At 44.4% G+C, this 20,908-nt stretch carries 22 protein-coding genes; 17 read left to right on the top strand and 5 right to left on the bottom strand.

What is annotated here, in order from left to right:
- The first annotated feature begins 242 nt into the window (after window positions 1–242).
- The gene (locus tag V7O64_RS04675) at window positions 243–2,438 is read left to right on the top strand and encodes an ATP-binding protein (RefSeq protein WP_407356866.1); all 2,196 of its coding nucleotides are present in this window, start codon (window positions 243–245) and stop codon (window positions 2,436–2,438) included.
- 8 nt (window positions 2,439–2,446) lie between these two features.
- On the opposite strand, the gene alaXM is transcribed toward V7O64_RS04675, so the two are convergent.
- Entirely contained in the window at window positions 2,447–3,160 is a 714-nt protein-coding gene (gene alaXM / locus V7O64_RS04670; RefSeq protein WP_407356865.1) for an alanyl-tRNA editing protein AlaXM, read from the bottom strand.
- A gap of 102 nt (window positions 3,161–3,262) precedes the next feature.
- Between alaXM and V7O64_RS04665 the strand changes: the two genes are divergently transcribed.
- Window positions 3,263–4,606, top strand: coding sequence for an MFS transporter (locus V7O64_RS04665; protein WP_407356864.1), 1,344 nt, complete (start codon window positions 3,263–3,265; stop codon window positions 4,604–4,606).
- A 12-nt stretch (window positions 4,607–4,618) separates the two neighbouring features.
- Here the strand turns inward: V7O64_RS04665 and V7O64_RS04660 are convergent, their stop codons facing one another.
- Window positions 4,619–5,959 (bottom strand): dihydrolipoyl dehydrogenase family protein, encoded by a 1,341-nt coding sequence (locus tag V7O64_RS04660; protein WP_407356863.1) that lies wholly within the window; start codon window positions 5,957–5,959, stop codon window positions 4,619–4,621.
- A 91-nt stretch (window positions 5,960–6,050) separates the two neighbouring features.
- A complete protein-coding gene (locus V7O64_RS04655) occupies window positions 6,051–6,230 on the bottom strand; it encodes an MM0924 family protein (protein WP_407356862.1) in 180 nt (59 codons plus the stop codon).
- 198 nt (window positions 6,231–6,428) lie between these two features.
- Between V7O64_RS04655 and hsp20 the strand changes: the two genes are divergently transcribed.
- The 4 genes from hsp20 (at window position 6,429) to V7O64_RS04635 (ending at window position 9,805) form a co-directional block, all read left to right on the top strand.
- A complete protein-coding gene (hsp20, locus tag V7O64_RS04650; RefSeq protein WP_407356861.1) occupies window positions 6,429–6,965 on the top strand; it encodes an archaeal heat shock protein Hsp20 in 537 nt (178 codons plus the stop codon).
- 182 nt (window positions 6,966–7,147) lie between these two features.
- On the top strand, window positions 7,148–8,650 hold the full coding sequence (locus V7O64_RS04645; RefSeq protein WP_407356860.1) for a homocysteine biosynthesis protein: 1,503 nt from the start codon (window positions 7,148–7,150) through the stop codon (window positions 8,648–8,650).
- Window positions 8,651–8,652: 2 nt separating this feature from the next.
- Entirely contained in the window at window positions 8,653–9,045 is a 393-nt protein-coding gene (locus tag V7O64_RS04640) for a 4Fe-4S binding protein (protein WP_407356859.1), read from the top strand.
- 46 nt (window positions 9,046–9,091) lie between these two features.
- A complete protein-coding gene (locus tag V7O64_RS04635) occupies window positions 9,092–9,805 on the top strand; it encodes a UPF0280 family protein (RefSeq protein ID WP_407356858.1) in 714 nt (237 codons plus the stop codon).
- A gap of 27 nt (window positions 9,806–9,832) precedes the next feature.
- On the opposite strand, the gene V7O64_RS04630 is transcribed toward V7O64_RS04635, so the two are convergent.
- Window positions 9,833–10,528: an AIM24 family protein gene (locus V7O64_RS04630; RefSeq protein ID WP_407356857.1), complete on the bottom strand. Its 696-nt coding sequence runs from the start codon at window positions 10,526–10,528 to the stop codon at window positions 9,833–9,835.
- A 246-nt stretch (window positions 10,529–10,774) separates the two neighbouring features.
- Between V7O64_RS04630 and V7O64_RS04625 the strand changes: the two genes are divergently transcribed.
- The 3 genes from V7O64_RS04625 (at window position 10,775) to V7O64_RS04615 (ending at window position 12,438) form a co-directional block, all read left to right on the top strand.
- The gene (locus tag V7O64_RS04625) at window positions 10,775–11,017 is read left to right on the top strand and encodes a glutaredoxin family protein (protein WP_407356856.1); all 243 of its coding nucleotides are present in this window, start codon (window positions 10,775–10,777) and stop codon (window positions 11,015–11,017) included.
- 12 nt (window positions 11,018–11,029) lie between these two features.
- Window positions 11,030–11,944, top strand: a complete 915-nt coding sequence (trxB, locus tag V7O64_RS04620; RefSeq protein ID WP_407356855.1) for a thioredoxin-disulfide reductase — start codon at window positions 11,030–11,032, stop codon at window positions 11,942–11,944.
- A 74-nt stretch (window positions 11,945–12,018) separates the two neighbouring features.
- Window positions 12,019–12,438, top strand: coding sequence for a DUF2111 domain-containing protein (locus V7O64_RS04615; protein WP_407356854.1), 420 nt, complete (start codon window positions 12,019–12,021; stop codon window positions 12,436–12,438).
- Window positions 12,439–12,454: 16 nt separating this feature from the next.
- Here the strand turns inward: V7O64_RS04615 and V7O64_RS04610 are convergent, their stop codons facing one another.
- Window positions 12,455–12,664: a hypothetical protein gene (locus V7O64_RS04610; protein ID WP_407356853.1), complete on the bottom strand. Its 210-nt coding sequence runs from the start codon at window positions 12,662–12,664 to the stop codon at window positions 12,455–12,457.
- A gap of 93 nt (window positions 12,665–12,757) precedes the next feature.
- Between V7O64_RS04610 and larB the strand changes: the two genes are divergently transcribed.
- From larB to V7O64_RS04570, 8 genes are all read left to right on the top strand, one after another.
- Entirely contained in the window at window positions 12,758–13,549 is a 792-nt protein-coding gene (gene larB, locus V7O64_RS04605; RefSeq protein WP_407356852.1) for a nickel pincer cofactor biosynthesis protein LarB, read from the top strand.
- 53 nt (window positions 13,550–13,602) lie between these two features.
- Window positions 13,603–14,805 carry a nickel pincer cofactor biosynthesis protein LarC gene (gene larC, locus V7O64_RS04600; protein ID WP_407356851.1) on the top strand — a complete coding sequence of 401 codons (1,203 nt, stop codon included), beginning with the start codon at window positions 13,603–13,605 and terminating at the stop codon, window positions 14,803–14,805.
- Between the two features lie 102 nt (window positions 14,806–14,907).
- Window positions 14,908–15,591, top strand: a complete 684-nt coding sequence (locus tag V7O64_RS04595; protein WP_407356850.1) for a flavodoxin family protein — start codon at window positions 14,908–14,910, stop codon at window positions 15,589–15,591.
- A 275-nt stretch (window positions 15,592–15,866) separates the two neighbouring features.
- Window positions 15,867–16,790, top strand: a complete 924-nt coding sequence (locus V7O64_RS04590) for a serine/threonine-protein kinase RIO2 (RefSeq protein ID WP_407356849.1) — start codon at window positions 15,867–15,869, stop codon at window positions 16,788–16,790.
- 32 nt (window positions 16,791–16,822) lie between these two features.
- Window positions 16,823–18,802, top strand: a complete 1,980-nt coding sequence (locus V7O64_RS04585) for a DUF460 domain-containing protein (RefSeq protein ID WP_407356848.1) — start codon at window positions 16,823–16,825, stop codon at window positions 18,800–18,802.
- Window positions 18,803–18,848: 46 nt separating this feature from the next.
- A complete protein-coding gene (locus V7O64_RS04580; RefSeq protein ID WP_407356847.1) occupies window positions 18,849–19,469 on the top strand; it encodes a molybdenum cofactor guanylyltransferase in 621 nt (206 codons plus the stop codon).
- A complete protein-coding gene (locus tag V7O64_RS04575) occupies window positions 19,466–20,038 on the top strand; it encodes a hypothetical protein (RefSeq protein ID WP_407356846.1) in 573 nt (190 codons plus the stop codon). The genes V7O64_RS04580 and V7O64_RS04575 overlap by 4 nt, the downstream gene beginning before the upstream one ends.
- Window positions 20,039–20,213: 175 nt before the next feature.
- Window positions 20,214–20,879, top strand: coding sequence for a tetratricopeptide repeat protein (locus V7O64_RS04570; protein ID WP_407356845.1), 666 nt, complete (start codon window positions 20,214–20,216; stop codon window positions 20,877–20,879).
- Window positions 20,880–20,908 lie beyond the last annotated feature (29 nt).

The following is a 20,908-nucleotide window of genomic DNA, read 5'->3' as shown; positions in this document are numbered from 1 at the left end:
GAATCAGACTCTTATAAAAGCCAAAATATAGTTTTTTTTTCATAGCAGGGTTGTATATGAGAAAAGACATAATAATATTATCGCTATCACTATCTTTTGCTATCCTGTTCTGGATTGCGGATGCCTACATAGTACATACATTATTTACAACCAGCATATTGCCCTTTTCTCCAACGCAACAGGAATTAATCCAGGATTCCTATTTAAGGTTCTTTGTCTTTGTCGGCTTAGTTCTGTTTGGCATGAGCGTCTCGAAAATGGCCCGAAAATGCCAGTCTGCTGAAAATGAGCTTCTTTCGCAGTTAAGGTTTGAGAATATCGTTGCAGAGACATCCTCTCATTTCATCGGCAAGAAATCAGAAGGAATAGATGAAGGGATTAAGCTCTCTCTTAAGAATATAGCTGAATTTGCAGAAGTGGATCGAAGTTATCTGGTACTTTTCTCCCATGGCCGATTCCAGAATGATATTATATACAGCTGGCGTGCAGAAAACATTGGAACAGATGACACCGATATTTACCCAGGCACGGATTTTCCCTGGTGGATGGAGGAATTGCAATCTTCAGGAATCATTTACATATCTGATGTATCAAAATTACCTTCTTCTGCAAGCAAGGAAAAGAATGCTTTACTAAAAGCAGACATTTTGTCTGCACTTTCCATACCCCTGCATTCCAACGGGCAACTCATCGGATATATGGGATTCGATTCATCCGGAAGGAAAAAGACCTGGTCTCCTAATTACATTAAACTGATGCGGATAATCGGTGATATTTTCATTGACAGCATAGAAAGGAAAAAAGCTGAAGAATCCGTGTTAAAACACAGGGAAAGGCTGGCCAGGGCACAGGCGATATCACATACGGGAAGCTGGGAGATTGATCTGCGTACAAAAAAACATTTCTGGTCAGAGGAAATGTACCGTATCATGGGTTTTTTGCCTGATGAGATCAGCATTGACAGGAGTACCTATCTGGAGCTGATACACCCCGATGACCGGGCCTTATTCAATTCTTGTGTTGAAAAGGCACTTTCCATTCCGGGTTATAAATTCGATGTAAAGACCAGGGTTATCAGGAAAAGCGGATCGATGTGTATTCTTCATTCCCTTGGTGAAGTAACCTGGGACAACGAAGGAAAACAGTTGCTTTTCCAGGGCACTACCCAGGATATTACTGATAAATCACTTGCAGAGGAGGACCTTCATAGAAAAAACCGTAATCTTCTCATTCTCCAGTCCACTGCCCTGATAGCCGCAAGCTCTCTGGAAATGCAGGATCTTCTGGGAGATATCCTGAAGGAAATAAACTCTTACGTAGAATGCAATATCGGCTCCATTTATCTGCTCTCTTCAAAGGACAATTGTTTCAGACTTTGCTCTTCAAACGGTATAAACGATCATATGAAAGATAAAATCAACAGTATACACGTTGAAGATCCTATGTTCCAGGCCATGCCTGATATGAAATGCACGTGGATAACCGGAACCACTGATGACATCGGTGGTAGCCTGAAAGAGTTCGTATCAGAAGATATCGGGAAGTTGGTTTATATTCCTATAGTCTCACGTGAAGAGCTTGCAGGGTTCATATTGTTATTCCCGGGGCGAGATGATTTTATTTCCGGTTCCGACCTTGAGATACTGGGTAATGTGGGTCGCCAGGTCGGCATAACCGTTGAGAATATCCGTCTTCTGGATGAGACCCGAAAAGCCTATGAAGAGCTCAAATCACTGGACAGGATGAAAGATGAGTTCGTAGCAAACATCACCCATGAACTTAAAACTCCGCTTATATCCATCAAAGGATACAGTGAAGTCATTTATGAAGGACTTCTGGGTGAGCTTGATGAAAAGCAAAAACAGTGTATGAAAGTCATTGTTTCAAATTCAGAGCGCCTGGAACATCTGATAGAATCCTTGCTTAACATGAATTCACTCTACTTTGAAAAATATCACGTGTTCTCTCCCATCCACCTGAAAGATGTACTTGATGATGCCATAAACAGCCTTTCCATGAGGGTAGAGGAAAAGAACATAAGTATGAACAAAGATTATTCCCACGACTTGTCCCTTGTATATGGGAATTGTGAATTCCTGAAATATCTCTTTGTCTATGTTCTTGACAATGCCATTAAATTCTCACCAAAAGGCTCAGAAGTATCAATATCGATGCATCAGGATGAAAAAAGCCTGCATGTAGCTATCAGCGACCATGGCGTAGGCATTCCCAAAAAGTGCATGGGCCGCATATTTGAGAGGTTCTACCAGGTAGACGGTTCTGCAACCCGTATCTACGGAGGCAACGGGCTGGGTCTGTATCTGGCAAAGAACATAGCTGAACTGCACTCAGGAACAATAGAGGTTCAAAGCGAGGAAGGTGCAGGCACTGTGGTCCATATTTCCGTTCCTCTCTTCAATCCTGATATCCACAAATAGCTACCTGTTCAATTATCCACGAAACGGAAATAGACTCTCCTGTTGTTCTTCCCCTTATTCTCGGCCTTGATTATCTCTATATGGGGTATGTCTCCTGTATTTGCTATATGGGTGCCGCCACATGCCTGGGTGTCAACTCCCGGGATTTGGATTATCCTTATCTCTTCTATTTCAGGAGGAAATGCATCCATGAGCTTTACAACAGAAGGTATCTTCAATGCCTCATCTCTTGGCATTATCTCAATGCTAACAGGTATCTTACGATCGATTATCTCGTTGACCTTAGCTTCATACGATTTGATCAGCTCTCTGTCAAAATCCTCAAGGTTAAAATCCACACGGGTCTTATCTTCTCCCAGCTGGTTGCCTGATATCTTTGCTCCTGTCTCGTTGTGTATAATGGCACTCAGTATATGACAGGCAGTATGATACTGCATGAACAGGTGTCTTCTGTCCCAGTCTATGATCCCCTTCACATTATCGCCTGCCTTCAGTCCGGCAGCTGCAATTTCGTGGCTTATCCTGCCTTCAGATCTAGCTACATAGGTCACAGGAAATTCAGCTCCGTCTTCCCTGACAAGCATTCCGGTATCATGAGGCTGACCTCCGGAATTGGGATAGAATGCAGTTCTGTCAAGTACTACGAATTTATCATCTTTAACACTTTCAACAGTTGCTTTAAACTCTTTAAGGTAACAGTCAGTAAGGTATAGTTCTTTCATGGCTAAGTTTAAGGGTCTTATCAAAATTAATCGTTTGCATATTCTTATCTTCCAGGGCTACAATAATATCATATAGTATCTGCACCCTAAAAATATTCATAAATGCCGGGCACAGAAGTAAAAAGTATCTCTATCTATCCGCTCCTCCTGGTGAACTTCATCGGTACCATGGGGTTAAGCTTAGTCCTCCCTTTCCTTATTTTTCTTGTTGAGCGATTTGGCGGCAATGCACTGATATATGGCATAATTTCCTCAATGTATCCTTTCTTCCAGCTGATAGGTTCACCTTTGCTGGGTCGATGGTCAGACATCTATGGCAGGAAAAAAGTCCTTTTTCTCAGTCAGGCAGGTACGCTTCTTTCATGGATCATCTTTTTCATTGCTCTTTTTGTGCCGGCAGTTGCACTGGCAGATGTAAATTCCGGCATCCTGGGCAGTTTCGTAATTACTGTACCACTGCTTCTTATTTTCCTTGCAAGGGGGTTTGACGGACTTACCGGAGGTAACGTTTCCGTTTCCAATGCCTATATTGCCGATATTACCGAGGATAAGGACAGGAGCAAGAACTTTGGAAAAATGTCTGTTTCCACAAATCTTGGCTTCATAGTCGGACCCGCACTTGCCGGTATTCTCAGTGTGACAATATATGGTGAAGCCCTTCCCGTGCTTGCTGCCATTCTCATATCCCTGGCAGGTACTATCCTGATAGCATTGTATGTGCCTGAGTCCCTCAGATGCGGCCTGCAGGCACAGACAGATATCAACGCTGAGAAACCATCGTCAGGTCCTGAAAAGCCCGGAGGCTGTCCGGATATAAGCGCAGTAAAAAAGCAGAAGTTCAGGGACGTGATGGATCTGGAGCACATACCTTACATGTTCCTTATATACTTCCTCATTTTCCTTGGGTTCAATACATTCTATACAGCCTTCCCGGTACATGCGGCAAATGACCTGCAGTGGACCATTGCAGAACTGGGATTCTTCTTTTCTTTCCTGAGCATCATGCTTGTGATAGTTGAGGGTCCGCTACTATCATACGTTTCCAAAAGGTATTCTGACACATTTTTGATAATATCGGGAAGTATTGTACTTGGAAGCAACTTTGTACTGCTGTCATTTGGTAACACATATCTGACATATGCAGCAGCAGTACTTTTTGCAGTTGGTAATGGTTTTATGTGGCCATCGATCCAGTCGATGCTATCAAAACTTGCAGGCAAGGAGAATCAGGGACTTGTCCAGGGAGTCTCAGGAAGTTTTGTGAGCATTGCCAGTATCCTGGGACTCATAGGCGGTGGTTTTATCTATGAGCTCCTTGGAAGCGGGGCTTTCATAGTCTCAGCGATAATCATCTTTATTGTGTCTCTGCTATCTCTGCGGCTTCCTTCTTTCGACCTTCCCCGGAATATATCTGAAGAAACTACAATAAATGAACAAGAACACTAAATGAATATGTATTCATTTCACCATATATCTGACATCATAGCTGCTTGCAGGGTATGCGTACATGGCTTTCCTGACCTGCTCTGCGGTAAGTCCTGCACTGATAGCCAGTGCAAAGAGGTTGATAGTATCTTCTGCATCCGGGCCGATCAGATGTGCTCCTACTACCTTCCCTGTATCTTTCTCGATGATCACCTTGGACGCGGCATGTCCGAGGTTAGTTCTCCTGGATGAGTAGAATCTGCTCATGTCATTGAATATGACCGTGTGCCTCTCAGTTGTCTGCTTTTCCGCTATCCCCACTGCCGCAAGGGCTGGTATGGTAAATACGGCCGAGGCTATTTCCCTGTAGTCTGCTGTATTTTTGTTCCCTTCCAGTATATTGGATACGACAACATTTGCCTGAAGGCTTGCAGTGGGTGTAAGAGCCGGTCCGGGAAGTATGCAGTCGCCTGCAGCATATACGGCAGGATTTGAAACACTTTGCAGATACTCATTGACAGCTATCCCGCCTTTTTCGATATCCACATTCCCTTTTTCAGGCTCAAGTCCATCGATGGCAGCAACCCTTCCCAGTCCGTGGACTATCATATCACATTCATATATGACATCACTCTGGCTTTTCCCGTCATAGACTGTAATTACAAGAGAATCATTGCTTTTTTCTATCCTTGCCAGTTCCTTTCCGGTATGTATCCTGATGCCTGCTTTTTCAGATGCATCTGCCAGTATGTTCACAAGGTCCGGATCAAAGTTCTTCAGAATGTCCTCTCCCCTGTGAATAATTGTAACATCCGCCCCGGCCCTTGCGGCGATGTGTGCAAATTCAAAAGAGATGTATCCACCACCTGCAAAGATTATCCTTTCAGGAAGTTCTTCCAGGTCAAGGAACCCATCACTGGTTGTCAGATAGTCAGCTCCTGGTATGCCAATGGTCTTTGGCCTTGACCCTACAGCAGCGATGATATACCTTGCAGATATCAGTTTACCGTCAACTGCCAGTGTATTCCTGTCATGGAAACTCACTTTCCCATGGTATGTATCTATTCCTGCATCCCTGAAAGCCTTCTCTTTCGTGCCGGTCAGGGAATTTACGATATCTTCCTTGAAATCAATGATTGCAGGCCATTCAAGCTTTTCGTGGCATTTTGTACCTTTGCCCTCCATCCTGTTACAGGCATCAATTATCTCAGCTGCTCCGGTAAGTATCTTTTTTGGTACGCATCCGTGGAATGCACATGTTCCGCCATATTTCTCTTTGTCAGCTACAGCAACTTTCATACCGCTGTTTCTGAGCTTGTATGCAACGGAAGAACCTGCTACTCCGGTACCTATCACAAAAGCATCATAGTCCATTTTCATTGTTCATCACATCGCCTTTTAAATAAGTATATAGGTCATTCAATGAATAAGGATGCCTGCAGAGCTGTTACAGATTGTCGGTAAGCTAATCATTTCGAATTGTGATTATCTTACTGACAGATATATGTGAATACCGCTGGTCTGTAATTTCAAGTGTCAGAACTCCGTCATTACATGCTTTCACATTTCCCCTGAATGTAAGGATCCCTCCACAATACACAGCAACGTCTTTGCCTATGAAGTTCTGAACAATAAAAGATTGCATTTGCATCCTGTGTCACTCACTTGTATTATTAATACTAAAATATCATTGATTATTTTAATATAAGTATTGATTGCCGATTTTTGATTGCCTGTGTTTTTGCTTACAGTGTCAATTTTCCTGGATAATCCAAAAGGATGAAATAGTTGCCAAAAGATAAATACTGCCAATATCATCTATCTAGCAAAGCGGAGTTTACCAATGGCTGATAAAAGGAAAAAGCGAGGATTTTTTGATGATCTCTTTGATGAAGGTAACTTTACGGATATTGAAGATATCATAGAGCATATGATGGACAGGTTCGGGATCAACCTCGGTGATCTTGAAAAGCAACCATTCTTCTATGGTTTTTCAGTGACCCGCAATCCCGGTGAAGAACCTGAGATCAGGGAATTCGGGAACATTTTTCCTGATGATGAAGATGAGGACTTTGAGTCCGATATGCAGCAGTTCAGGGTAAATGAAAGGAAACCTCTGATAGATGTATTTGAAATCGATGATAAGGTACATGTGACTGCAGAGTTGCCGGGTGTGGAAAAGACGGATGTGGTACTGAATGTCACTGAAACCATGCTTACGTTTAAAGCAAAGAATGATGATTTTTCTTATTCCGAAAATATCGAGCTTCCTTCAAGCATCGATCCCGACACTGCAAAGGCAACTTATCGCAATGGTGTCCTTGAAGTGGTCATGGATATCAAGGAGCTGGGTGTATCCCGTTCTGTAAATATCGAATGACTGCGACCAATATTTTGTTTTGCTTACCAAAGGTTTGGCCGTATCTTTGGTCGCATTTGCTGAATGGTGCAACTATAAAGGGCATACATGGCTTGCTGTATACACCTCTTTACAGGGGATTATCACAAGTGATATATAGGTAGGTGCCAAAAAATTACATTTTATGATTCAGAGGTAATCGAATGGTTAAAAGAACAATTCATGAGATCAACAGCAAAATAAGGGATGGAAGTGTCAATGTAGTCACTGCGGAGGAGATGGTCCACATTGTTGGTGAACTTGGTGCAGAAGGTGCTGCACAGGAAGTTGATGTGGTAACTACCGGTACTTTCGGTGCTATGTGTTCATCCGGTGTATGGTTGAATTTCGGTCATTCGGAACCTCCTATTAAGATGCAGAAAGTTTTCCTGAACGATGTAGAAGCCTATACGGGTGTTGCGGCTGTGGATGCTTTCATAGGGGCGACCCAGTTATCCGATTCGCTGGGTATGGATTATGGTGGTGCCCATGTAATTGAGGATCTTATCAGGGGCAAGTCGGTTCATCTGCATGCAGTCTCCCATGGCACTGACTGTTATCCACGCAAGATAATTGATACGAACCTGAGTCTTGAAGATATGAACCAGGCCATAATGATGAATCCCCGCAACGCATACCAGAAATACAATGCTGCTACCAACAGCACAAAGAGTACCATGCATACTTATATGGGGACTTTGCTTCCTTCTTTTGGCAACGTCACTTACTCGGGTGCCGGTGTCCTTTCCCCGCTTTCAAATGATCCGGATTATCTTACTATCGGTACAGGGACAAGGATATTCCTGGGAGGTGCCCAGGGGTACATAGTAGGCCCGGGCACCCAGCATTCCTCAGGTGGTGGCTTTGGGACCCTTATGTTACAGGGTGACCTTAAGCAGATGAGCCCTGATTATATAAGAGCTGCCAACTTCACAGGTTATGGTACCTCCCTTTATGTTGGCATGGGTGTACCGATACCCATACTAAACGAGCAGATTGCTCAGGCTACTGCCATAAGTGATGCTGATGTCACTACAAAGATCCTTGATTATGGGATCCCAAGCAGGGACAGGCCGGCACTTGTTGATGTGACATATGCACAGCTACGTAGCGGATGTGTTGAGATCAACGGGAATGATGTACCAACATCGTCCCTGTCAAGTTTCAAAAGATCAAGGCATATTGCATCCGAGCTGAAGGAATGGATCTTAAGAGGAGAGTTCTTTGTTTCAATGCCTGTTGAAAGGCTTCCAAAGGACGTGTCTGCAAAACCCATGAAGCAGACAGAAGGCATAGCCCTGGTTTCCGATATAATGGCAGTCAATATTGTAACGATCTCAAAGGATGCAAGTGTCTATGATGCAGCAAAGACCATAATGGATACTGCCTTTAATCATCTTCCTGTTGTCAGTTCCGGCAACAATCTTGTAGGAATAGTAACTGCATGGGATATATCAAAGGCGGTTTCCCAGAACAAGTTCGATCTTGTGGAGGATATAATGACCCGTAAGGTCATAACAGCCAGTGCTGATGAGCGTGTGGCAGTGGTTGCACGCCGAATGGACCAGAATGCTGTTTCCGCAATGCCGGTGATCGACAGGGACATGCATATCATAGGTATGATCACAAGTGATGACATTAGTAAACTGTTTGCCAGGAGGTCATGAATTTGAAGATCAAGATCTATATCTCCAGTGATGTACTCACAAAGCCCATAATGGCGGAATCAATACTTGAGACCGGAGTTCTCCTTAACATCTCCCAGGCACATTTTGACCGCTCCCATGGTGAGGTAGTTGCTGATGTGGACGAGGATAGATTCGAGCTGATGTGTAAATCCCTTACCAATAAAGGTGCAAAGGTCACAAAACTGGATACTCCCATAAAGTGGGATGAGAACGAATGCGTTGAATGCGGTGCATGCGTTTCTGTCTGCCCTACAAAGGTGTTCTCTCTGGATGATGATTTCAGTTTAACTGTGGACGAATCAAAGTGTATCCAGTGCGGTACATGTGTGGATATGTGTCCTCACAATGCGCTGTCCCTTGGGAACAATAAGTGATGAGAAAAGATACTTCTTTTCATTTTTACCATGAAATAGATCTATCATGAAAGAACAGTTCAGGCTGAAAGAAACCATCGTCACCATTCAGGCAGATGATCCCATTTATATTGAAGCTGCCCGTGAGTCCATTATAATGCATCGCAGGGAGCTTGAAACCTTCATAGCTTCAGATCCTTTTTTCCGCACTACTCTGGAGCCATATGACCTGAATGGTGATTTCCCTGAAGTTGTCCGCAGGATGGCAGAAGCCGGGAATATCATGGGGATAGGTCCCATGAGTGCCGTTGCAGGTACGATCTCGGCACTTGCAGTGGAGGCTATGGCAGATAAAGGCGCAACTTTTGCGATAGTGGATAATGGTGGAGATATGGCGATAATCAACGACCGTCCGGTAATGGTGGGTATATATGCCGGTAATTCTCCTTTGAAGGACATTGGCTTTGCCATAGCTCCCCGGGATAATATCACCGGGGTATGTACTTCTTCGGGCAGTGTGGGTCCTTCCATAAGTTTCGGGATGGCCGATGCAGCTGTTGTATTTTCCGACAATGTATCACTGGCCGATTCAGCAGCCACGGCCCTGGGCAATGCCACAGGCATTGGTAAAGAGGCTGTAGAACGATCATTTGATGTGCTGCAGGGTATCCCTGATATAAAAGGTGCGATTGTCATCCAGGGTGAGTATATGGGTATGTGGGGCGAGGTTCCCAGACTTTGCAGGGCTTCTGTCAGTTATGAGTGTATCACAAAAGGATGAAAAAAGAAACGGTGAAATAAGAAGATATTATGCTACCGGAGTTACATAGGGTATTTCCTCAAATGGCTGTATAACAACAAAACCTTCTCCGTTGAAAGCCATCTGGATGCTTTCTCCGCTTGACCTGCCCACAAAGGTCTTCAGCGATATATCTGTCTTGAGGTCTGGCATCAGGTTTCCGGACCATGCAACAGTTGCATTTGGATCAGTGAAAACCGGCCTGTCCTTTGTGACCATAAGCGTCAGGGGATCATAATGTGTTGTAATGGCTATCATTCCGGTACCTTCCAGTTTCACGTTGAAAAGCCCTCCTGACATCATGCCTGCAACTTTTCGCATCATCTTTATATCCCAGCTGATGCTTTCCTCAAAAGCCAGAAGGTCATTTCCATTCACGTATATGGACTGGTTGTTCAGGTTTATTATGGATATCTTCTTGCCACTATCTGCCAGGTATACTTTCCCTGAGCCTTCGGCTTTTGTAAGAGAGACACCTTCTCCTGTGACAGCTTTTTTCATAAGCTTTCCCAGGCCGTGTTCAAGCACACCCTCACGTGTAAATTTAACATCTCCCAGATATGCAACCATGACACCCTTCTTCATCCACACACGGCCATTAAGGTTGATTTCCAGCATCCTGTCACGTTCAAGTTCGAACTTACCCTGACCCAGGTCTTTTTGTCCTGTGTTGCTTACAAATTCTTCGATGGAATATCTTGCCATTTACATTCTCCGTTTTCTTTTCTTTATTGGTATACTTCCTTCATTAATATTATACTTAACTCATATATTTCCTCAGTACCTTTCTTCTTTTTACTGAACCAGGATATGTAGAACAGATTTTCCAAAAGGATTCTCTTAAGGGATATGCACTGGTCATATCTGTTCAGCATCGTCATTAATTTGATATACTCTCCTAACTAATAGAATATTGAAGAATATTGAGAATAAAAAGGAGTGTGGAATAATATGGTAAAGGTTACTCTGGTTCATTCTGAATGGTGCCACTTTTGTCCTACAGCAAAGAAATTATGGCGGGATCTGAAAGAAAAGTATGATTTTGAGTACGAGGAAGTAGAGCTGGACACTCCCCAAGGAAAGGAGCTTGCAAAGCAGTTCAAGATCCGTTCCATACCAACGACCATCATAGATGATAAGGTGGCATTTGTAGGGGTTCCTGATAAAGAACAGGCAAGTAACATTATAAACTGATGGTTGATGGCGATGTATGATCTGATCATCATAGGTGGTGGACCTGCCGGACTTACTGCGGCTATCTACGGTGTTCGTTACGGTCTGAACACCATTGTTCTGGAAAAGAATGTTGTTCCTGGCCAGATATCCACTGCAACCAGGGTAGAGAACTATCCGGGATTCCCGTCTATATCGGGGATGGAGCTTATGCAGAAGTTCAGGATCCATGCAGAAGAGACCGGGGTCATTATACAAAATGCCAGTGTAAATTCTGTCAGGGATGAAGATGGAAGGAAAATTGTTGTGACCGATGACGGTGAACTGGAAGGGCTTGCAGTTATCATTGCCACAGGTGCAAATCCCAAACGTCTTGGAGTTGCGGGTGAGGCAAAGCTGCTGACAAAAGGCGTTTCCTACTGTGCCACATGCGACGGACCGTTCTTTGCAGGTCAGGAAGTGATAGTAGTAGGTGGCGGTGATTCTGCAATTACCGATGCCCTTATCCTTGCAGACATTGCGGACAGGGTTTATGTAATTCACAGGCGTGATGAGCTGCGTGCATGCTCACTGCTTCAGAAAAGAGCATCTGAAAAGGAAAATATCAGTTTCATCTGGGATACCGTTGTACAGGAGATCAAGGGCGAGGACCTTGTTGAGAAGGTTGTCCTGAAGAACCTGAAAACTGATGAAATCACGGAAATGAACATTGATGGTGTGTTCATCTATGTTGGCATCGATCCAAATACTTCAATGGTGGATGTCGATAAAACAGATGTGGGTTTTATCAGGACCAACGAGCAGCTGGCAAGTTCAGCGGACGGGATATTCGCCGCCGGTGACTGCCGCAGGACTTCTGTGTGGCAGGTTGTCACGGCTGTCTCTGATGGTGCGGTTGCAGCTATATCCGCCCATGAATACATCACATCCGTCAGATACGACAAATAGTGTTCATTCCACAAGTACTAATTTCAGGTATCAGGTAAGGAAAAGAAGGATAAGGAGGAAGAAGGTGACCTAAAATGATAGACAATGAAGAATCCGATGGCAAGGTTTGTTTGAGGATATGTGCAGATTCCACATCACAGGATCTGGAACCCATAGCTATTATGGTACATACTCTACTGGGTATACCAACAACCATTCGTAGTGCCAACTGCAAAGGTATCCGGATGGAAAGGGGGATCATTGTTGACAGGGACTATACAGGTCCTGTCCTGGAAAAGGTTATCAGCACAAACACAAGCATAAGGACTGTGCCTGAAGAGGGTGTCTACAAAGGTAAGTCTGTTGTAGTTGCTCCGATCAGGACGATGGAGGGAAATGCTATCGGTGCAATAGGTGTTGTTGATCTTGTAGCTGCTCTTGACATTCTTTCAATGTTCAGGGAGTATCCGGGTATTATCGATGAAGTAGAGGAAGCAAGAAGAAGGATGAAATAGAAATGGGATCGTTATTTCACCAATCCTTCATTTTCTGGAATTTGATTGCCCTGCTTATAACTATAGCCACTATTGATATTGCTATGGCAAGCAAGATAACCAACACAAGGTTCCCGCTTTCCGCTGCCTTCATAAGGCTGTAGAAAAGGAAAGCGCTTATCCCAATTCCTATTACCATCAATATGGATGCTGGAATGCTGTATAATTTCCCTAAAGGTCCTTCCATAATTGCAACAACATTTTATCCATATTATAGTTTTCTATTCAGTTCTTCATTTAGCCTTAAATATCAGTTCATCCAAAGTAGACATGAATAAAAATGGACCTTAAAAGCATATTACACAAGCTGAAAAATGACGAAACGGATATGGAAACAGCGGAATCCCTGATTCGTTCCATGGGTTATGTGCCTGTCACAGATATTGCCAAAGTTGATATTTTCCGTAAGCATCGCACAGGAATAATGGAAGCCATACTTGCTGAGGGCAAGGAACCTGCAGATGTCGTGGAGATAGCAAAGGCACAGGTTACAGCCACAGGCAGGGTGCTTATCACAAGGCTTGGGGCCGGACACCGGGAAATGCTGGCTTTAAGTTTCAGGCCTGATGAACTTGAATGGGACCTGCATTCAACTGCCGCTGTCGTCCATAACGGCACCCCGGCTCCAAGAACAGGAGGTGTTGTTGGGATCATCACAGCCGGTACAGCAGATATCGATGCTGCGGAAGAGGCAAGGATGGTGGCATCTGAGATGGGATGTGATACCATTGCAATCTATGATGTTGGGGTTGCAGGTTTCCACCGTCTGATAGGTGAGATGCATAAACTCCAGGAAAAAAAGCCTGACTCTATTGTTGTGGCGGCAGGAAGAGAGGGTACACTGCCCACAGTTGTCTCAGGTCTTGTTGATGTTCCTGTTATCGGCTTGCCTGTGTCCACCGGATATGGGGCCGGGGCAAAGGGAGAGGCAGCATTGCTGTCTATGTTGCAGTCATGCTCCGTGCTATCTGTGGTGAACATAGATGCAGGGTTTGTTGCAGGGTCCTTTGCGGCAAGGATAGCCAACAAGGTTGCAGAAGCAAGGAACATGGAAAAAAATATCAGAGGATAAGCTAAAGGTGATGTTCCTGTTTACCTTTAAAAACCAGGTCCTGGAATGATAAAATGAGATCCCTTATATTCGATCCTTTTTCAGGTGCTGCCGGAGACATGATACTTGGGAGTCTTATCAGTCTTGGTGCTGACAGTTCTAAGGTATGCGAGATAATAGAATCAGCCGTTGATGTGTCGGTCTCTGTTGCCAGGGTAAATAAGAAAGGTATCGATGCTGTTGACGTGCATGTACACGTAGCCCATGAGGAGCATACACGGCATTACCACGAACTTGTGGATATCATACGATCTGCAGGACTCCCTGCGATGGTCAGGAAGAGTGCTCTGGATGTCTTTGCCATCATGGCCCATGCAGAGTCAAAGGTACACGGTGAGTCTCTGGAGGATATCCATTTCCATGAGGTAGGGCAGAACGATGCCCTTGCGGATGTTATAGGTTCCTGTGCAGCTATGCATGAGCTTGGCGTTGATGCCATATTCTGCACGCCGGTGAATCTTGGGGGAGGCAGGGTAAAAGCTGCCCACGGTTACATGGCTGTGCCGGCACCTGCGACCCTTGAGATACTCAGATCTGGCAACCTTGTTACGTATGGTTCCGGGAACAGGGAATTACTGACACCGACAGGTGCAGCTCTGCTTACACATTTTGCCAAGCCTGTAGAAAACATCCCCCGGGGGAAGGTCCTTGCAGTAGGTTACGGAGCCGGGGATGCCCAGACTGAAGACCCCAATGTGCTGCGCACCATGCTCATGGAAACAAGTGACATGTTGACCAGGGATAATATCGAGGTCCTGGAAACCAATGTTGATGATGTGACAGGCGAGGTTCTGGGGAACCTGTTTGACAGGTTGCTTGCAGCAGGGGCAAGGGATGTTACGATCACGCCTACGATTATGAAGAAGGGCAGGTCCGGCCATATTATCAAGGTCATCACAAGGTCGCAGAACAGCGAACGTATTGCCCGGGAGATAATGAAAGAGACCGGAACCCTTGGCATACGGGTTATCCCCACAGCTCATCGTTTTGTTGCTGATCGTCGGATGGACAAGGTGAACGTTCTGTTAAAGGGTATTGAATTTGCTGTTGCCATAAAGATAGCCCAGGACAGGACCGGTGAGATACTGCATATATCTGCAGAGTATGAGGATTGCCGCGAGGTATCCGTTAAGGCTGGAATACCACTTAAAGAGGTCATCCGGCGGGTTGAGGAAAAAGCATGGGAGAGATTTGACCAGCCTTCTGCCGGATCATAGCTATAATGCATGTGTGGGTTACTGGAATATACCAGTCTGACCAGGTACATTAGAATGCCCTTTAACTATATATGCTTATAATTCATGTTTGATCATGATAATATGACTGGGAAGAAAGTTCTTGGAGTTTCAGGATCACCAATAAGGAACAGCAACACTGACCGGGCACTAAAAGCTGCTCTGGAAGCAACCGGTTTTGATTATGAAATGGTCAAATTAAGGGACCATAAGGTTGAACCATGCCTTGCCTGCCTTAAATGTGTGGATACCAATGTATGTGTGATCAAAGATGATGGTATAGAATTAGCTGAAAAAGCAAAGAATGCAGATGCGTTGATCATTGCAGGTTATACGCCATATTCCTCGCTGGATGCAAGGACCAAAGCTTTCATAGAACGACTGTATCCTCTTCGGCACAAATATGGCTTCATGAAGGGCAAACCCGGTGGTGCAATCGTTACGCATGTAATTCCGGAAGGATCAGAAATGCTTCCTCCTGCATCTGAATATGGCTTGAATTCAATTATATTTTATATGATGGAAGAAGGAATGGAACCTGTTGGAGGGGTAAAAATACGTGGCAACATTCCATGTGTCAGATGTGGCTATGGGAACGAATGCCAAACAAGCGGTCTTTCAATGATCTTTGGTCCGCATGCCACAGTTGAATCCTTAGGAATCAGTAATTTCGAAGATCAGGCAGAGGCAATGGAAGCTGCAAAAGAACTGGGAAGAAACATTGGACAGAAGTTAGGAAAAGAAGCACAGGATCAAACCGGGATTTGATTCTGGATCTTATTTGATTTTTTTTATCTCTAACATTTATCTATTAATCATTGATCTTTAATATATTCTGATCGATCCTTATTTTCAGCTGCTTTATGTAAAACATCTATTTGTAATGATGTTTTTTAGTTCAGCCGTTCCTTTCTCTCAAATTCCGGGATCAGAATATCTATTTGTATGGAATAAAAATTCAGTCTGCATATAAAGTGGCAGCCGGATTATGTTGTTCTATCGACCACAAACAATCTAAACCATCCCATCAATTAGGAGTTCAGATGATAGACGACGTTGTGAAGTTATTCAGGGAACTGGACAGTAAGGATCTGCGCATACTCACAGGTATAGAGATAGGGATGAAACACTTTGAATGGGTGCCCGTGGAGGAGTTGCTCAAGTATACCCGGCTTCCATATTCCTCTCTGGAGTATAAGCTCAGGTTACTTATAAAGAAGAATATGGTAATCGGGACCAACCAGCCATATGAAGGTTACCAGATATATTTTGATGGCTACGATACCCTGGCCCTTAACACACTGGTAAAAAGAGGTACCATCAGTGCCATTGGTGATGAGATAGGAGTGGGGAAGGAATCTGTGGTCCATGAGGCTGTAAAAGAGCCGGAACTTGGTCTTGGTGAGCCGCAGGGTGTTATCCTGAAATTCCACAGGGAAGGCAGGACCAGTTTTAAAAATGTTAAGAGGCTGCGCTCCCATCTTGAGGACAAGGAGCATTTCTCATGGATATATGCTGCAAGGCTGGCTGCTAAAAGAGAGGCTGAGATCATAAGGAAACTGTATCCGGATGTTTCGGTTCCCCGATTACTTGACAACAACCGCCATGCACTTGTAATGGATGTTGCAAAGGGCACCCTGCTCTACAGGACAAAGCTTGAGGAGCCTGAGTGGTTCCTTGATGAGATCCTGCGGCAGGTGTGTCTGGTATATGGTAAAGGATACATACACTCTGATCTCAGTGAATACAATATATTTGTAAATGAAGATGGGGTTCAGTTCATTGACTGGCCGCAGTTTGTAGAAACAGCCCATCCGCATGCAGATGAGCTGCTGGAGAGGGATGTAAGCAATGTGCTTAAGCATTTCAGGCGTAAATATAAGGTCGACAGGAATGTAAACGATGTTTTGTCCCGGATTAAAAAAGATTCGGAGTCATTTCAGCAGTCACAGATGTTTGAGTCATAGATATATCTTATTAGCAACATAAAATAAAGTGTATGCAAAACGGGGTTATTTACGGCATTGACATAGCAAAGGGCTCTTCAAGGGCACAGGAAGTTCCCAGGTATGCAGTTGCCGTTCTCAGGGACGGGGAAATAAGCCATTATACTATGCTGCGCCTTCACAGGATACTCCGTATGCTGAACCAGGACCGGCCGGATTACATTGCCGTTGATAACATTTTTGAGCTTGCCCCAAACAAGCAGGATCTGATACGCCTCCTTGAAAGACTTCCGGGCAATACAAAACTTGTCCAGGTCACCGGCGGGGTCCGCCAGAAACCTCTGCTGCGTCTGGCCCAGGAGCACGGTCTTTCCGTAAACCAGTTCGATCCCCTCCAGGAAGCAGAAGCATGCGCTATACTTGCCAGTCTTGGCGTGGGTGTTGAGGTATCACTTTTTGAGGATATAACCCGAATTAAAGTAAGCCGTGCCCGTTCACTGGGCAGAGGTGGATGGAGCCAGAACAGGTATCGCAGGAAAGTACACGGAGCAGTGAAGGAAAAGAGCAGGGAGATAGAGGGCATATTACGCAAGTTCTCCAGGGAAACGGGCTTTACTTTTTCCCAGCGCATCACCGAAGGCTTCGGGGGTTATGTAAGAGCTGAATATACGGTAAATGCAAGACGTGAAAGTGTACCAGTCAAACCTTCATCAAATGCCGATGTCCAGGTTAGCGTGAAAAGTGTTGAAAGAGACAAGATCCAATATATACCCCTCAAAAAAGCTGGCAGAAGATACACCATTGTAGGCATAGATCCAGGTACCACTGTAGGGATTGCCATCCTTTCTCTTGATGGTGAACTGCTCCTTTCTGACAGCATACGGGGTATCTCTCATGATGAGGTTGTCAGGACGATAGCCCAATATGGTAAGCCTGCAATAGTTGCCACGGATGTATATCCCACGCCATCGGCAGTGGAAAGGATAAGGCGCAGCTTTAATGCAGTCCCCTGGAGTCCCGGGGGTGAGATCAGGGCTGATGAAAAAATAGCTCTGGCACGTCATTTCGGATATTCCAACGATCATGAAAGAGATTCCCTTGCTGCGGCACTTATTACATATAAAGCATACAAGAACGTATTTTCAAGGGTGGAGAAAAAGGCACCCAGATATCTTGATACTGAGAGGATCAAACTCCATGTCATCAATGGTGATCCGATAGATGAGGCAATTGAAAAGGTGGCTTCTGAATCCCGTATACAGGTAAAGGTGAAACCAGAACCTGAAACCATAAAAGAAGAGCCTTCTGATATGGATGAGCACATAAAGAAACTGCGTGATGAGCTTAGCCAGAGGAATTCCCAGATAAAGCAACTCAAAGAATATGTTGCGGAATTGAAATATGAGGCCGGGCAGAAAGATAGATTGATCGAAAAGCTGGAACTGCGCATCAATAAGATAAAGAATTCAACTTACAGGCAGGTTCGCAGGGAAAAGGAGATAGGGATAAGGGATAGCGAAATAGAGCGTCTCAATAAGGAACTGGCCAGGACAAGGAAATCCCTGCGTAACCAGCGCAGGCAGAACAAACGCCTGAAACAGATACGTAAGAAGGAGATAAAGGGAGAAGGATTGCCTGTAAAGATAATCTCTTCTTTTACCAGGGAAGCAATACAAAGGACAATAGAGCTTTACGGTATAAAGGAAAATGATGTGGTATTTATCGAAAAGCCAAGTGGTGGTGGTCCGGTGACCGCCTCGCTGCTTATAGAGGCCGGAGTCAGGGCGGTCATTATAGGCGAAGATATGCCATACGCTGCGCTTGATTCTTTCTTTGATGCAGGGGTGCCTGTATTGAAGGGAGTACCAATAAACAGGGTCGGTGACCTTGCCTCGGTGGATCCGGAGCTACTTGAGAGTGCAATTGAGCAGTGGCAGGAAACTGCTGATGAAAGGCGCCGTGAGAAGGAGCACAGGCAGGTCCAGTCCATACTTGAGGAGTACAGAAGTGAGCGCAGGAGGGGTCTGGCCTGAATCATTTATGGTGTCATAGAACTGAACATATAAGGGGCTTGCATCTATGAACAGGTCTTCACTCCTGCTTGCCGGGGGACTTGGGACTCGTCTTAATGGCAGGGAAAAGGCGCTTATGATCTTTGAAGGGAGAACTTTGCTTGAGCGTACGCTGGAAATACTGGACACTGTATCCGATGAAGTTATCGTATCTCTAAGGGATGAGTCCCAGTTGCGACATTTTTCTATTTATTTAAGAGACAGGAAAGTGGTTCTTGACAGTATCAGGAACGCAGGTCCTCTTGCGGGGATGCTTGCAGGTTTTGAGCAGGCTTGCACAGACTGTGTATTTGTAGTTGCCTGCGACATGCCATTTATAAATGCAGGGCTTATAGATATGATGTTTGACATGGTCGGTGAGCACGATGCCCTGATCCCCGTAAGCCAATACGGTATCAAGGAGCCTCTGCATGCTGTGTATCGCAGGGAAACCATGCTTGAGGCAATTGAAGCCTCTCTGGAGCTTGGGGACAGGAGCATACTTGCTCCGGTATCCTCTTTGAATGATGTCATATACATGGATGCCGATATTATTAGATCGATAGACAAAGAGCTTAAGAGTTTTGTCAACATAAATACACCGTCAGATGTGGGAAAAATGGATTACTGGCAGCCTGGTGATGTATGATATGCCTGCCAGATGGATGTGTCCGGATGATCGATAATGGTATTGTTATAGAAAAGGCAATCAAAAGAATTGCCGATGATTATGATTTTGACATCGCGACCGTAGAAAGTGCGATAAACAGATCTGAAAAACCAATGGATCTTAATGCAATGGTCAGTGAAGGGATATTCTGTTTCAGAGGACCAAATGACAATGTCAAATATGACAATGCATCAATATGTCTTGCAAATAAGATACTTTCCAACGCTGGAGTTGCAAAGACCCTTCTACCCTTAATATGTTGCAGAATACGGATGTGGGACCGTGAAGATATACATGAACTACTGTCACTGCTAAAAAAAATAGTTACGATAATGGAACTGAACCCGGACGAATATCCGGGGCTTAAAGCCTGCAGCATCGATCTGGGGGAATTACCTTCAGAGAAGATACCTGAAGATATAGGGAAGAGTTGCCATGTATGGGCAATGGACAAAAAAGGTATGTGTCTGGTTGGTACAGATGCTAACAGACTTACCCATATAGATGACATACGGAAGAAAGAGGATGAAAGCCTGTTATCCCGGTAAGTTCAGTGATTTGCTGATGGTAGCAATTATTTCATCCATTCCGGTTTGATATGTTATTTATATATCTTGTGACAGAAAGCGAATTATTTCGATAACTTAATTAATATGTTATGTACATTAAGGGATACAAAAACTGAGATCTTGTTGGCATAAGTGATGCAACAGTGAGTTTTTATTGTTCCTGGAGTTGGTTGATTGGATGGGTTATGATACGCCGGAGGAATGGTTCAAATTAGCTTTTGACGCCGAAGATCCGGAAGAGAAAATAGAATATTTTACTCTTATACTGGAGTGCGATCATCTGGATCCTGAACTATGGAGCAATGAGGCCATGGCTCTGGTGTGGAACAATAAAGGCATAGCTCTTTCTTTTCTTGGAAGGGATGATGAGGCACTGGAGTGTTTTAAAAGGTCAGTATCCCTTAATAAAAACGATGTTGATGTGTGGTGTAACATGGGTGTGATCCTTTTTAACATTGGCCGCTATGAAGAAGCTATCAAATGTTACAACAGGATACTTGGAATAGACCCCTGCAATGACAATGCCTGGATCAATAAGGGCGACATACTCGGTATGATGGGGAAACATAACGAGGCTATCGAATGTTACAGCAAGGTCCACAAAGAGATCGAACTTGATAATAAATTTGCAGTTGTATGGAATAAGAAAGGTCTTGCCTATTATGGTCTTGGAAAGTATGAGGATGCAGCTGAATGCTTTACCAGGGTCCTGAAGATAGATCCTGAACATGTGGATGCGATCGAGAATCTTAAAGTAGCAATGGCAAAGACCAGAAGGATGAATGAAGATATGAAGTATCCGGGTACTTCATGTCTGTAGGTGATAATTTCAGGGATTCTTTTCTATTC

The organism is Methanolobus sp. WCC5, from assembly GCF_045690325.1.
Lineage (GTDB): Archaea > Halobacteriota > Methanosarcinia > Methanosarcinales > Methanosarcinaceae > Methanolobus.
Note: the sequence above shows the minus strand (reverse complement) of the source record. Positions and strands in the feature narration are given on the sequence as shown.

What these genes read in the sequence shown, in the direction of transcription:
- V7O64_RS04615 (WP_407356854.1), top strand. Translation starts at nt 12,019, where the DNA reads ATGATAGACAATGAAGAATCCGATGGCAAGGTTTGTTTGAGGATATGT.
- larC (WP_407356851.1), top strand. Translation starts at nt 13,603, where the DNA reads ATGAGATCCCTTATATTCGATCCTTTTTCAGGTGCTGCCGGAGACATG.
- hsp20 (WP_407356861.1), top strand. Translation starts at nt 6,429, where the DNA reads ATGGCTGATAAAAGGAAAAAGCGAGGATTTTTTGATGATCTCTTTGAT.
- V7O64_RS04665 (WP_407356864.1), top strand. Translation starts at nt 3,263, where the DNA reads ATGCCGGGCACAGAAGTAAAAAGTATCTCTATCTATCCGCTCCTCCTG.
- V7O64_RS04630 (WP_407356857.1), bottom strand. Translation starts at nt 10,528, where the DNA reads ATGGCAAGATATTCCATCGAAGAATTTGTAAGCAACACAGGACAAAAA.
- alaXM (WP_407356865.1), bottom strand. Translation starts at nt 3,160, where the DNA reads ATGAAAGAACTATACCTTACTGACTGTTACCTTAAAGAGTTTAAAGCA.
- V7O64_RS04580 (WP_407356847.1), top strand. Translation starts at nt 18,849, where the DNA reads ATGAACAGGTCTTCACTCCTGCTTGCCGGGGGACTTGGGACTCGTCTT.
- V7O64_RS04590 (WP_407356849.1), top strand. Translation starts at nt 15,867, where the DNA reads ATGATAGACGACGTTGTGAAGTTATTCAGGGAACTGGACAGTAAGGAT.
- V7O64_RS04625 (WP_407356856.1), top strand. Translation starts at nt 10,775, where the DNA reads ATGGTAAAGGTTACTCTGGTTCATTCTGAATGGTGCCACTTTTGTCCT.
- V7O64_RS04645 (WP_407356860.1), top strand. Translation starts at nt 7,148, where the DNA reads ATGGTTAAAAGAACAATTCATGAGATCAACAGCAAAATAAGGGATGGA.
- trxB (WP_407356855.1), top strand. Translation starts at nt 11,030, where the DNA reads ATGTATGATCTGATCATCATAGGTGGTGGACCTGCCGGACTTACTGCG.
- V7O64_RS04595 (WP_407356850.1), top strand. Translation starts at nt 14,908, where the DNA reads ATGACTGGGAAGAAAGTTCTTGGAGTTTCAGGATCACCAATAAGGAAC.
- V7O64_RS04675 (WP_407356866.1), top strand. Translation starts at nt 243, where the DNA reads ATGAGCGTCTCGAAAATGGCCCGAAAATGCCAGTCTGCTGAAAATGAG.
- V7O64_RS04585 (WP_407356848.1), top strand. Translation starts at nt 16,823, where the DNA reads ATGCAAAACGGGGTTATTTACGGCATTGACATAGCAAAGGGCTCTTCA.
- V7O64_RS04655 (WP_407356862.1), bottom strand. Translation starts at nt 6,230, where the DNA reads ATGCAATCTTTTATTGTTCAGAACTTCATAGGCAAAGACGTTGCTGTG.
- V7O64_RS04610 (WP_407356853.1), bottom strand. Translation starts at nt 12,664, where the DNA reads ATGGAAGGACCTTTAGGGAAATTATACAGCATTCCAGCATCCATATTG.
- V7O64_RS04635 (WP_407356858.1), top strand. Translation starts at nt 9,092, where the DNA reads ATGAAAGAACAGTTCAGGCTGAAAGAAACCATCGTCACCATTCAGGCA.
- V7O64_RS04575 (WP_407356846.1), top strand. Translation starts at nt 19,466, where the DNA reads ATGATATGCCTGCCAGATGGATGTGTCCGGATGATCGATAATGGTATT.
- V7O64_RS04660 (WP_407356863.1), bottom strand. Translation starts at nt 5,959, where the DNA reads ATGGACTATGATGCTTTTGTGATAGGTACCGGAGTAGCAGGTTCTTCC.
- larB (WP_407356852.1), top strand. Translation starts at nt 12,758, where the DNA reads ATGGACCTTAAAAGCATATTACACAAGCTGAAAAATGACGAAACGGAT.